The organism is Cellulomonas sp. P1_C4 (genome assembly GCF_056406355.1).
This window is the reverse complement of the sequence record NZ_JBFUAI010000016.1, coordinates 36,798-49,558: the sequence shown is the minus strand read 5'-3', so window position 1 is coordinate 49,558 and position 12,761 is coordinate 36,798. Positions and strand designations below refer to the sequence as shown.

General features: G+C 71.0%; 10 protein-coding genes. 2 read left to right on the top strand and 8 right to left on the bottom strand.

The genetic code is table 11. From position 1 onward, the window contains the following. Positions 1-18: 18 nt before the first annotated feature. Positions 19-915 (top strand): glycosyltransferase family 2 protein, encoded by an 897-nt coding sequence (locus tag AC1DYZ_RS13980; protein ID WP_477065786.1) that lies wholly within the window; start codon positions 19-21, stop codon positions 913-915. Here the strand turns inward: AC1DYZ_RS13980 and AC1DYZ_RS13975 are convergent. After that, positions 845-2,203: a hypothetical protein gene (locus AC1DYZ_RS13975; protein WP_477065785.1), complete on the bottom strand. Its 1,359-nt coding sequence runs from the start codon at positions 2,201-2,203 to the stop codon at positions 845-847. The genes AC1DYZ_RS13980 and AC1DYZ_RS13975 overlap by 71 nt on opposite strands. Positions 2,204-2,637: 434 nt before the next feature. Next, entirely contained in the window at positions 2,638-5,061 is a 2,424-nt protein-coding gene (locus AC1DYZ_RS13970; protein WP_477065784.1) for a glycosyltransferase, read from the bottom strand. Positions 5,062-5,129: 68 nt separating this feature from the next. On the opposite strand from AC1DYZ_RS13970, the gene AC1DYZ_RS13965 reads away from it, so the two are divergent. After that, positions 5,130-5,996 (top strand): glycosyltransferase family 2 protein, encoded by an 867-nt coding sequence (locus AC1DYZ_RS13965; RefSeq protein WP_477065783.1) that lies wholly within the window; start codon positions 5,130-5,132, stop codon positions 5,994-5,996. Between the two features lie 17 nt (positions 5,997-6,013). Here the strand turns inward: AC1DYZ_RS13965 and AC1DYZ_RS13960 are convergent, their stop codons facing one another. From AC1DYZ_RS13960 to AC1DYZ_RS13935, 6 genes are read right to left on the bottom strand one after another with little or no spacing between them, the layout of a single operon-like run. Beyond that, positions 6,014-7,549, bottom strand: a complete 1,536-nt coding sequence (locus AC1DYZ_RS13960) for a lipopolysaccharide biosynthesis protein (protein WP_477065782.1) — start codon at positions 7,547-7,549, stop codon at positions 6,014-6,016. After that, positions 7,542-8,675 carry a DegT/DnrJ/EryC1/StrS family aminotransferase gene (locus AC1DYZ_RS13955; RefSeq protein WP_477065781.1) on the bottom strand — a complete coding sequence of 378 codons (1,134 nt, stop codon included), beginning with the start codon at positions 8,673-8,675 and terminating at the stop codon, positions 7,542-7,544. The genes AC1DYZ_RS13960 and AC1DYZ_RS13955 overlap by 8 nt, the downstream gene beginning before the upstream one ends. Next, positions 8,672-9,391, bottom strand: coding sequence for a NeuD/PglB/VioB family sugar acetyltransferase (locus tag AC1DYZ_RS13950; protein WP_477065780.1), 720 nt, complete (start codon positions 9,389-9,391; stop codon positions 8,672-8,674). Before AC1DYZ_RS13950 ends, AC1DYZ_RS13955 begins: the two co-directional genes overlap by 4 nt. Before the next feature lies 1 nt (position 9,392). Continuing rightward, positions 9,393-10,505: a DegT/DnrJ/EryC1/StrS family aminotransferase gene (locus tag AC1DYZ_RS13945; protein ID WP_477065849.1), complete on the bottom strand. Its 1,113-nt coding sequence runs from the start codon at positions 10,503-10,505 to the stop codon at positions 9,393-9,395. Between the two features lie 14 nt (positions 10,506-10,519). Continuing rightward, positions 10,520-11,527 carry an NAD-dependent epimerase/dehydratase family protein gene (locus AC1DYZ_RS13940; RefSeq protein ID WP_477065779.1) on the bottom strand — a complete coding sequence of 336 codons (1,008 nt, stop codon included), beginning with the start codon at positions 11,525-11,527 and terminating at the stop codon, positions 10,520-10,522. After that, a complete protein-coding gene (locus AC1DYZ_RS13935) occupies positions 11,524-12,582 on the bottom strand; it encodes a Gfo/Idh/MocA family protein (RefSeq protein ID WP_477065778.1) in 1,059 nt (352 codons plus the stop codon). The genes AC1DYZ_RS13940 and AC1DYZ_RS13935 overlap by 4 nt, the downstream gene beginning before the upstream one ends. Positions 12,583-12,761: the final 179 nt, after the last annotated feature.

The following is a 12,761-nucleotide window of genomic DNA, read 5'->3' as shown; positions in this document are numbered from 1 at the left end:
TACCCGTACTATCGGGCCGTGCCTGCGGATGTCACGGTCGTCGTCATTACCTACAACAGTTCGCACGTCGTGGAGGGATTGCTCGACTCCCTGCCAGCGGCCCTCGACGGGATGCCAGCCGATGTCGTGGTCGTCGACAACGGGTCCACCGACGACACCCGGGAGGTCGTCGCCGCTCGCGACGACGTCCGCCTTGTCGCGTCGACGAACACCGGATACGCGGGCGGCCTCAACACCGGCGCAGCGGCTGCCCCGGACACGCCGGCGATCCTGGTCCTCAACCCGGACGCGAGGCTCGCTCCTCGTGCGGCGCGGCTGCTTGTCGAGCGCCTCGGCGGTCGCACGGGCATCACAGCGCCACGGGTCCTCGGTGCCGACGGCCACCTGCAGCTCTCGCTCCGACGAGAGCCGACGATCGGCCGCGCCTCCGGGCTGGCCTGGACAAAGCGTCCCGCCTTGTCGGAATACGTCCAGGACGAGCGTGCCTACGAGATCGAGCACGACGTCGACTGGGCGCTCGGTGCCGTGCTGGCCGTCTCTCGGGCCTGCTACGACGCGCTCGGCGGCTGGGACGAGTCCTACTTCCTTTACTCGGAGGAGACCGACTTCTGCCTCCGGGCACGCGACCTCGGCTGGGTCACGACGTTCGTGCCTGGCGCCGGCGCCATCCACATCGGCGCGCAGTCGGGCACGTCTCCAGAGATCCATGCGATGCAGATCCTCAATCGTGTGCGCCTCTACCGGCGGCGGCAGGGCACGCTGCGTGCGAGCGCCTACTACGCCGTCACGGTCCTCAGCGAGCTCAGCTGGTGGATTCGCGGCCATCGGCAGTCTCGTCATGCCGTTACCACGCTGCTGCGCCCTTCGACGCGTCCGGTACAGCTTCCGCGCGACCCGGGTCTGATCCCCCGCTGACCTTTGCGGCGACGCAGAGGTTGACCAGGAGCGCGACGGTCGACGGACCCGCGTCGACGGAGCCCTCGACGAGCCTCTCGAGCCACCCGGCATCGAAGACACCGAGCTGTGCGACGCCGGCGAGCTCACTGGGAGTGGCACGCCAGTGCTCGACGACCCGGCTCGCTAGCACGTCCGCGCCCGCCGGAGGTCGACGGGTCCGGGACAGGCGCTGCGCGACCTTCCCCTTCATCCGACGCGCCTCGGTTAGACCGAGAGTGACCGTCCGTCGGGCTCCCGTGGTCGCGAACGTGGCGGGTGCGGGCCGACCATCCATGGGGATCGAGGCCAGCTCGTCGTCGAGCTCAACGAGGATCGAGCTGAGGTACCGCGCGCCACGCTTCTCCCGCGGAGCCACGCTCCGGGCGAGATCGAGGAAGCGGTGGTCCAGCATCGGGTTGACGACCGCGCGGTCGAAGGCGGTTGCCGACGCGAGCGTTCCCGCCCACCGTCGCATGCGCTCGCCCAGGTAGAACTCGTCGGTGGCATCCCACCATGACGCGTCCGTCGCGACGAAGGCGTCATGGATCGCGTCGACGGCGGTCGACGACGCCCAGCGGTCGAACTCCGGGTCGAGCGCGGACCGGTCGACCGACTCGTTGGGGAACATGCGCCACCGTGCCAGGCGCTCCACGCGCGCGCGAGACACCGGAAGCTCGCGAAGTCGCCCGAAGTAGTAGAACCCGCGGGCGAACTCACCGCCGAGGCCAGACAACCGCGGGCGTGGTTCGATCCGCGACTCCGGGAACGCCAAGGACGCGTACGCGACCGGGTCCGCGCTGCAGTCGAGGCGGACCGCCGCCCGGCAGCACAGGTCGTACGCCTCCGAGGGCTCGAGCTCCTCCGCACCCTCGAGCGTGACCACGTGATGCCTCATCCCGTACCGCTTGGCGATCGTCGCGGCGATGTGGGCGTCCTCGCTGCCGGGGACGGCGAGTGTCATCACGTCCACCTCGCGGCGACGAGAGCGCGGGATCGCACCGAGAAGTATGCGAGAGTCCTGCCCACCGGTCAGCTGCAGGATGGCATCGGGATGCTCATCGAGGAACGCCGACAGCAGCTCCCGGAGCAGCTGGGCCGCAGCGGGGGCAGCATCGGCGAGACTGCGTCGCGGCACGTGCGGCCGCCGAATCGCCGGCGACGTGTCGAGCCGTCCGGCCCGCAGCTCAACAGCGGCGCCCGGCCCGAGGACCGAGACCCCCTCGAACGGCGTCGCACCGCCGACCTGCCACCCGAGTCGCGACTGCACAGCGATCGCAGCCCGATCCACTCCGCGTCGCAGTGCAGACGCAAGGGCGATCGATGACGTCGATAGCCCGACAGCATCCGCAGTCGCCGCGGAGTAAATCTGGCGGAAGCCCAGTGAGTCGGTCCTCACCGTCGTGACGGAGCCGTCCCGGACAGCCACGGCGAAGGGCGGCAGGACGTCACGACCTCCGCCCACCGCGGCGGCGCGCGCGGCCTCGGGAGCGAGATCTCGAGCCTCGTTGCGCGCACCGAGCACCAGGACTGTTCCCGCACCGTCCGCGGGAGCATCGACGGCACCCCACGTCACGGTCGTTCCAGCGCCGTCGTCGGACACGCGCAGGGTGCTGCCGACCGCGTGCCTGATCCGTGCCGCGGAGTCGACCGGTACCGATCCTTGGAGGACCACGAGTCCGGCAGCGGACGACAGGTCGGGGATCATCGGTCGCTCTCTTCGGACAGCATCGCGATCATCGACTCGAGTTGTTCGGCTCGCGCCGCCCACGACTGTCCTCGAGCAATCTCGCGCCGTTCCGCCCGCGCGGCGGGGGTCCCGCTCTCCCGCAGCGCCTCGTTCACCTCGTCCACGAACCCGTGCGACGTCCGCGCTAGCCGGACGTGCGCGGTGTCGAGCGCGCGGGCCGCCGGCAGGTCCGTCGAGACAACGGGAAGGCCCGCTGCGAGGTACTCCAGCGTCTTGAGCGGGGCGCTGGCCCGATTGAACGGGGTGTCCAGGTAAGGAGTAAGTCCGACGTCGATCGCCGCCATCCAGGACGGGAGGTCCTCGAACGGTTGCCGGCCCACCCACTCCACGTTGTCGAGCTCGATGAGTCCGTCGAGCCGGGCGATCGTCTGAGGCTGCTCCTCGTACCGGGGACCGACGAGTAGGACGCTCGTCCCGGAGCGCGCGACGGCCTCAAGAAGGCCGATGTCCAGCCGGTCGTTGAGCTGACCCACGACCCCGGCGACGGGAGAGGCCAGCGTGGTGGTCGCCGGCACGAGCCGGTCGACGTCCGCGAACAGCGCGGGGTGGCAACCATTGGCCAAGACCCCGGCGGGGTGGCCGGAACGACGCAGGATCGCCGCCAGCTCTTCGGTCACCGCGACCGTCAGGTCCGCCGACCGCAGGTTCGACGTCCGAGCGCGGGACGCGTGTCGTACAGAGGTGCCGAGGATTCGGGCCCCCGCGACGAAGTCGTCCGTCGCGTAGTAGATCGTCGGCGCGACGCCCCGCCAGCCCCGCAGGGCTGCCTCCGGACTGGATGCGACGACCGCAGCCACCCGATGGGCCGACCGCGACAGCACTCGACGCGCATGCGCGAGCACCTGAACTTGCGCGACGTCCCTGAGCACCGGGCGGCTCACCCCTGGAAGGACGACCGTGTGCACCCTTACGATCCCCTGACCCACAGTCGACACCGGGGGCGTGGTCTGACCACGGCGACGGCGGGACCACCACGACACGGGTGGGTCGACCCACAACACCGGACCATGCGCCGCCAGCTCGACTGCGAGATGCCGGTCGGTCCCGGTGACCGCGTCCCACGGAGCCCCGGCCAGGTACACGAGAACCGCGTCGTTGCGTCCCACGGCCGGCGACGCCGTCGTGGCCGGGCGCCGCGCCGCGGGCGCGTCCGATCGGGCGACCGGGCGCGCGTTGAAGTCGTCCGCGGCACCCCTGCCGAGTGCGCGGGCGAGCTTGCGTCGGCCCTGGTAGGCCAGGTAGCCGACCCCAGCACGTGCGAGGTCGGGGATCCCGGGTCCGCAGGCACGTTGCACCGCACCTTCGTAGACGGCGAGCTGAAGATCCGCCGCATGCTCGACCGAGAAGTCGTCATGGACGAGCGAGCTTCCATAGGCCCCGAGGTGAGCTCGTCGCGGGGCATCGGGAAGGAGGTCGTCGAGGATCTTGCGGAGCTCGTCGGCGCCGCAGTCGGCGTCCTCGCCGTACCCGTACCATCCGGCCCAGCGGAACTCGGGCTCGGACTCGGGGGTCAGGAGCCGCCAGTATCCGTTCTCGCCCTGGACGACCAGCGGAGCGCCGAAGGCCAGCGCACGGAGCGCGGACCCTCCCATACCGAGCGAGAGGTCGGCGACGGCGTAGGCCGGTCGGGGGTCCGACAGCTCGCCCGTGAGCACGACGCACCCGTCGCCGTGCAGCGCGTTCGCCGTGGCAGCAGCCGCCTCGACCGTCGCGCGGGCAGGACCGTCCCCCACCACGAGCAGCCGGACCGGCACCGACTCTGCGAGCTCGGACACCACGCGGATCGCCGTCAACAGACCTTCGAGCTTGAGCTGCTGCGCGAATCGGGTCACACAGACGACAGTCAGCCGGTCTGGCGTGAGTCCCCACTCGGCACGAAACTCGTCGAGACCGGAAACGTCCGCGGGGTCGTTGTGCACGAGGTCGACGGGCGGCTCGATGACCTCGACGTGCAGACGCCCCGACGCACGCTCGACGGCGGCGATCTGCGCGGTCCCGACCACCAGGTCGACCGACTTCGGCAGGAACGGGGCTACGGCCATAGACATCACGGTCCCCACCACGGCAGTTCGGTCCCGCGAGCGCGCCGCAAGTGTGGCCTCCAGGATCGGCGGCCACTCGTATCCGTGGATCACGTCGACCTGACGCTCCTGAACGAGGTTGGTGAGCGCGCGGACCACCGCCGGACTCGGGCGGCGTCGCGGATCAGGCGACTCGATGAACTCAAGGCCGAGCTGACGAACCCGGTCGACCAGGGGACCGTTCGGGCCGAAGACGATGCACTCGTGCCCCCGCGCCCGCAGGGTAGCGGCGATCTCGATGGCGTTGAGCTGGCTCCCGCCGACCGACAGGTCGTGGGGGTAGACCACGATCCTCACGACGGCTCCTCACGACGGCGGGACATTGTGTCTTCTGCGGCCATGTTCGTCCGTGCCACCATGTGGGCGTGGAACCCCTCGGCACCGCCACCCCCACGATCGGTGTCGTTATCCCGGCTCATGATGAGGAACGGCAGATCGGTCGCCTGCTCGACGCGCTGCTCGACGGCGCGCGACCCGGCGAACTCGAGATCGTCGTCGTGTGCAACGGCTGCCACGACCGCACCGCGGAAATGGCCCGACACCGCGGGAACGACGTGACAGTGCTCGAGATCCCCGAGCCATCGAAGCGGCTGGCGCTGCGAGCCGGTGACCGGGTGGCCGCCGCGCTCCCCCGGATCTACGTCGACGCCGACGTAGTCCTGGACATCGACTCGGTCCGCGCGCTCGCGGCCAGGCTCCGGGACGACGACGTGCACGCTGCCGCACCACGTCGTGTGCTTCCTCGCGACGGCGTCGCTCGGCTCGTCAGCTGGTACTACGACGTCTGGGAGAGCCTCCCCCAGGTGGAGGCCGGCCTGTTCGGTCGGGGTGTGGTGGCTCTCGACGACATCGGAGTGTCCCGCGTCGGTGCGCTGCCGCCCTCGATGTCCGACGACCTCGTCATGTCGGAGGCCTTCGCGCTCGACGAGCGGGCGGTCGTCAGCTCCGCAACCGTTGTGGTGCGCCCCCCCAAGACCTTGCGCGACCTGCTTAGGAGGCGCATCCGCGTCGTGACCGGCAACGCCGAGGCACAGCGAGCGGGCTTGCGGTCGGACGAGGCCAGGACGTCGCTGCGGACCCTCGGCCGACTCGCGCGCGAACAGCCGCGGCTGATCCCGAAGGTGCCGGTGTTCGCCGGTGTCACCGTCGCCGCACGGCTGAGCGCGCGCCGCCGGATCCGCCAAGGCGACTTCTCGACGTGGCTCCGTGACGAGAGCAGCCGCACGTCCTAGCCGCAACAGCTCCATGGTTATGCCACCCCGCTGGTGGCGGTGGCGTTGCCGCGGAATCTGCTGGTCAGCTCGAAGCGCATCGGGTAATAGACGGCGGCACAGGCGACCGAGACGGCGACGCCGCCGACGACGAGCTGCAGCAGCGGGCCGGGCACCGCCTCCAACACCGCCAGCCCGACCGCGATCGTCAACACCGTCGCCGCGACCGGACGCGCCAGTGCGCCCACCAGGCCGGCGACCTTGACATGGCTGCGGTGCAAGATCCACAGCGCGGCGGGAAGCACCACCAACCCGGCGACGAGCGAGTGGCCGATCGCCACGCCGACGATCCCGTCCGCGCGGGCGCCGATGATCAGCGCGGGCACGAGCGCGGCCACCCAGAGGACCTGCAGGCCCAGGTTGATGCGGCCGCGGCCGACGGCGACCAGGTAGTCGTAAACCAGCTCGAGGGCAACACGCAGCGCGCCGAGCGCGCAGAGGGCTCTGAGCGCCCCGGCCGACGCGAGCCATTGCTCGCCGTACAACACCCGGATCGTCGGCGTGGCGAATACCGCGAGGAACGCGCACATCGGCAACGTCAGCGCCATCACGAGGCCCGTCGAGTGCACGAACGAGCGTCCAACGCGCTCGTACTCGGTCGCGATCCGTGAGAATCCCGCGAACGAGACGCGCCTGATCGCGGCCGACACCAGATTGACCGGCCAGGAGCAGAGATTGAACGCCATGAGGTACAGCCCGAGCTCGAGGCTGCCCAGCTCGTGCCCGACGACGATGTAGTCGACGTTGAGCATGAGGAAGAGCACGAGGCTCGACGCAGCGAGTGGGAGGCCGAAGTGGAGCAGCTCGCGGGCGACCTCGCGATCGAAGCCGGGCCAGAACCGCTGTGGCGCGAGCACGAAGGCGAGTACGCCGGCGAGCACGTTCGAGAGCCCGAAGCCCCACACGATCGACCACGCCCCTGCGCCACCGGCGGCGAGCGCAATGGACAAGAGGGTGCCGACGAAGAACGCCACGAGGTCGATGATCATCCGGCGTCGCTGGAGGAACTCGCGGGTGATCAGGGCGGACGGGACAGCCGAGACAGCGTCGACGAGGACGCACAGCGACAGCACGCGGATCATCGTCACGGCCTCAGGTGCGTTGAGCGCAGTCGCGATGGCGGGAGCGCCGAGGTAGCACGCGGCGTAGAGCACCACGCTCCAGACGAGTGCGATCGTCGACACCGTCGGAGCGATCCGGTCGACCCGGCCCTCCCACCGCACCACGGCAAGGCTGACACCTAGCTCGTTCATGCTGAGCACGGCACTGAGCACGATGAGGGCAACCGCGAAGACTCCGTAGTCCTCGGGAGCGAGGAGACGAGCCAGCAGGATGCCCGACAGCACGGTCGCGACACGGCTCACGACATTGTTGAGGAAGCTCCACGCCAGTGCACCGCTGACCGTCTGGGAGAGGACGCCGGGTGCCATGACCGCATCCGTGACGCTCGACTCGTGCAGCGAGCCGTCACCGAGTGGCGGCTCGTCGGTGCGCTGGAGGCCGGGCTCAGGCATCGAACGAACGCGTTCCGGGTTGTTCGACGACGCTCGCAAGCACCTCGACGACGCGCTCCTGCTGCGCCGCCGACAGGTGCGGGAACATCGGCAGAGACAGGATGCGCGTCGCAGCGGCCTCGGCCACCGGAAACGCACCCGCACCGAGACCCAGTCCCGCGTAAGCACCGGTCAGGTGCACGGGCGTCGGGTAGTGGATCCCCGCCCCGATCCCGGCGGCGTTGAGCTCACCCAGCACACGGTCGCGCTCATCGACCTGGACGACGTAGAGGTGCCACACGTCCTGGTTTCCGGCAGCGCTCACCGGCACGGTGACGCCGTCGACGCCCACCAGCAGCTCCGCGTACCGCACGGCCGCCGCGCGACGAGCGTCGTTCCACCGGGCGAGCCGGCGCAGCTTGGCCTCGAGCACGACGGCCTGCACGGTGTCGAGCCGCGAGTTCATGCCGATCGCCTCGTGCTCGTACTTCTTGGCCGATCCGTGCGCCGAGAGCACCCGGACGGTACGTGCCACCTCGGCGTCCGACGTCGTCACGGCCCCGGCGTCGCCAGCTGCTCCCAGGTTCTTGCCCGGGTAGAAGCTCGTCCCCGCGGCGAGCCCGAACGAGCCGGCCGCGCGGCCGTGCCGCAGCGCTCCCTGCGACTGCGCCGCGTCCTCGATCATCGGGACGCCGGCGTCGGCGGCGATCTTGCCGATCTCCTCGACGGGCGCGACCTGGCCGAACAGGTGCACGGGCACGATCGCCTCGGTGCGCGGGCCGACCGCGGCCCGGACGGCGGCCGGGTCGATGAGCAGGTGCACGGGGTCGACGTCGACGGGCACCGGCACGGCACCGATCCGCGACGCTGCCTCGGCGGTCGCGATGAACGTGTTGGCCGGAACGATCACCTCGCCGCCCGGGCGCACGCCGGCCGCCCGCAGGGCGAGCTCGAGCGCGTCGGTGCCATTCGCGACGCCGACACAGTGCGTGACCTGCGAGAACGCAGCGTAGGCGGCCTCGAACCGGCCGACAGCCGGTCCACCGACGAACGCCGTGGTGGCGAAGACCTCGTCGAGGCCGGCGCGCACCTCCTCGGCGATCTCGGCCTGTTGGGCCCCCAGGTCCACCAGTGGGATCGTCGTCATGCCCGTGCTCCTTCGTCGACTGTCTCGGCGAGCTCCGCGGTCGCGGGCCACTGTTCGCTGCGGTGTCTCGCGTTCCCCGTCGGCGTGCCGAGAGGTCGAGCGGGGACGCCCACCCACGTCTCGTCGTCCGGCTGATCGACCAGCAGCGCGGCGCCCATGCCGAGCGTCGCCCGCTCCCCGACGCGCACGTTCTCTCGGACGCTCGAACTCATGCCGAGGTAGGCGGCACGCCCCACGACGACTCCTCCGCCGAGCGCCACGCCCGCGCAGACCGTGCCGAAGTCCTGCACCACGCAGTCGTGGGTGAGCGTGACGTTCGGCATGACGACCACGTGCGACCCGACGGTCACTGCGGTTGTCAGCACGACACCGGCCAGCAGGACCGAGCCCACGCCGATCTCGCAGCCCGCCGGGACGTCGACGGAGCGGTGGACCACCGTCGCGTAGCGGATGGGGAAGACGCCCAGCTCGTCGAGCCTCTCGACGAGCCGCTCCCGTACCGCCCCGCGCCCGGCGCAGACGAGCAGCTCGGGCTCGGGGTAGTCGACGACGTCGTCCAGGCCGCCGAGGACGGGCACGCCGTCGAGCATGGTCCCGTGCCGGGCGATGTCGTCGTCGAGGAAGCCGACGACCTCGTACTCTCCTGTGGCACGCACGGCCGCGAGGACCTCGCGGGCCAGGCCGCTCGCCGCGACCAGGATCAGGGGACGCGCCACGTCACGCACCCGCCGACCGCAGGGCGTCCACGACGCGGGACTGCTCGGACTCCGACATCTGGTGGAACACCGGCAGGATCAGGGTCGAGTCGGTGAGGTGCTCGGTGACGGGCAGCGGCGCGTGCGGGGTGCCGGCGTAGGCCGGCTGGCGGTGCGTCGCCATGATCCCGCGGCGTGCAGAGATCTCAGCGTCGGCCAGGTGGGCCAGCAGCCCGTCGCGGTCGAGCGGGAACTCGACCCCGACCTCGACCCAGAACGACTGGAAGTTGCAGGTCCCCCACTCCGGGTCCGCGACGGCGCGCAGGCCCGGCAGCTCGGCGATCTGCTTGGCGTAGGTGGCGGCAATCTCGCGCCGCCGAGCGACGACCTCCGGCAGCCGGCCCAGCTGCACGATGCCGACGGCGGCCTGCAGGTCCGTCATCCGGTAGTTGTAGCCGACCTCGAGGTACTCCTCCGGCGGCGCCAGGACGCTCGCGTGGCGGGCAGCCGCGGACACGCTCATCGCGTGCTCGCGCAGCCGGCGCGCCCGCTGCGCCCACTCGGCGTGCGGCGTCGTCAGCATGCCGCCCTCGCCGGTGGTGACGATCTTGCGGGGGTGGAACGACCACGCCGCGACGTCCGCACCGGCACCGACGGGGCGGCCGCGGTACGTCGAGCCGGCGCCGCACGCCGCGTCCTCCACGACGACGATGCCACGCGGGTCGGTCACCGCGCGGATCGCGTCGAGGTCCACCGGGACCCCGCCCTGGTCGACGACGATCACCGCGCGCGTGGCGTCCGTCAGCGCCGCCTCGACCGAGGCCGCGGTGAGGTTGCCCGTCACCGGGTCGACGTCGGCGAACACCGGGCGAGCACCCACGTACACGGGTGCGTTTGAGGTGGCGATGAACGAGAACGACGGGACGACCACGTCGTCGCCGGCCTGGACGCCCGCGACGACCAGAGCGAGGTGCAACGCCGTCGTGCAGGACGACGCCGCGACCGCGTGCTCGACCTGCATGGCCTCGGCGAACGCGGACTCGAAGGCGGCGACCCGGGGACCCTGAGCTACCCACCCGGACGCGATGACCTCGCTGACCGCGGCGATCTCCTCGGGCCCGAACCAGGGCTGCATGACGTTGATGCGGCTCACGGGCGTGCACCCGCACTGCTCAGCGCGCGACCCGCGGCGATCTCGCTGCGCAGCGGCCGCCACCAGGCCACCAGCTCCCGCAGCCCCTCCTCGAGCCCGATCGCCGCCTCGAACCCGAGGTCGATGCGCGCGGCCGAGGTGTCTGCCAGCCGACGGGTCACACCGTTGACCGCACGGTCCGGGCCGTGCTCGACGGACAGGTCGGAGTCCATGGCCCGTAGCAGCGCTTGCGCGAGACCGAGCAGGCTCGTCTCCGTGCCGCTCGCGATGTTGTAGACGCCGTCCACGACGTCGCTGCTCGCCGCGAGCAGGTTGGCGCGCGCGATGTCGGTGGTGACGACGAAGTCCATGGTCTGCAGGCCGTCGCCGAAGATGAGGGGCGGCTGGCCGTCCGCGATGCGCTCCATCCAGCGCACCAGCACCTCGGTGTACAGGCCGTGCACGTCCATGCGCGGGCCGTACACGTTGAAGTAGCGCAGCAGCACGTAGTCGAGCCCGTACATCGCGCGGAAGCTGCGGGCCATGCCCTCGTTGAACGACTTGGCCGCGCCGTAGAACGTGTCGTTGTTGTGGTGGTGGTGCCGCTCCCCCGTCGGGAACTGCTCCGCCAGCCCGTACACCGAGGCGCTCGACGCGGCGATCACCTTGTCCACCTTGTGCTCAGCGGCCGCCTCGAGCACCGTGAACGTCCCGTCGACGAGGACCTCGAGCGCGAGCCGCGGCTCCTCGGCGCACTGCGTGATCCGGATGGCGGCCTGGTGGAACACGAGGTCCTGGCCGCGCGTCACGTCGTGCACGAGGTCACGGTCGCGCAGGTCGCCCTCGACCAGCTCGACCTTCCCGGACGCGAGTGCGTCCGCGAGGTTCTCGCGGCGGCCCCGCACCAGGTTGTCGAGGACGACAACCTTGGCGACGCCGGCGTCGACAAGCTGGTCGACGATCGTCGAGCCGATGGTGCCGGCCCCGCCGGTGACGAGGACACGAGCCCCCTGAAGCTTGCTCATGCGACGGTCTCCAGTGCTGGTGCGTTGTGGGAAGCGACGGGCGTCAGGCGGCCGCCGTCCTCCAGGCTGAGGGAGGCGGACTCGAGGACATCGAGCACCCGCAGGCCGGCGTGGCCGTCCGTCCGGGGCGCGCGGCCCTCGCGGATGGCGGACGCAAACTCGGCGACCATGACGCCGAGCGCCTCCTTCTCGGGGAGGGCGGGTGCCCACGCGTCGCCGAGGCGGTAGGAGATGTTGGCGGTGGTCTTGTCCGGCGCCGGCTGACCGAGCTCGACGCCGCGGTCGTACACGGTGAGCCGCTGCTGAGGTGACAGGTCGTCCCAGACGAGCGTGCGCTTGCTGCCGCCGACGACCATCTGCCGGATCTTGGTCGGGCTGAGCCAGTTGACGTGCACGTGGGCGATGGCGCCGCCGGGCAGCGGGAGCGTCAGGTAGCCCACGCAGGTCTGGCCGGTGCCCAGCGGGTCGGCGCCCTGCGCCGCGACGCCGGAGGGCACGAGGCCGCCGGGGAGGATGAAGTCGAGGATCGAGAGGTCGTGCGGCGCGAGGTCCCAGAACACGTCGACGTCGGGCTGCACGATCCCCAGGTTGATGCGGACCGAGTCGACGAAGAGGATGTCGCCGAGGTGCCCCTCGGCGATGAGCTCGCGCATCTTGAGCACCGGCGGGGTGTAGCAGAACGTGTGGTCGACCATGAGCACGCGGCCCAGCTCGGCGGCCCGCGCCACCATGGTTCGGGCGCCGACGCCGCGGTCCGCGATCGGCTTCTCGACGACAACGTGCTTGCCTGCCTCGAGCGCGGCGAGCGCGATCGGCGCGTGGGTGCGGGCCGGCGTCGCGATCGCGATCGCGTCGACGTCGTCGCGGGCGAGGAGGTCGCTCACCGACGTCATGACGTCCACCGTCGAGCGCGGGCCGACGACCTTGCGTGCGCGCTCGGCGTCGAGGTCGCACACGGCGACCAGGTCCCAGTCCGGGCTGGTCCGGAAGTTGCGGGCGAGATTGGGTCCCCAGTACCCGGCCCCCACCACAGCCGCGCGCAGCTGCTCGGTCATGTCGTGCCCCTCACGTATCGGTGGGCTCCAGTGTCACGAACCCAGAGGGGCATGTCCGCAGATATCGGACATTTTCACCCCGCGAGAAAGGGGTGAACACCCGAACGGCGGCAGTGGCTCCCCGCTGGTCACCCGGATGCCGACAGACCCGTGGCCGCCGGGGTCGGAGGACGACATCC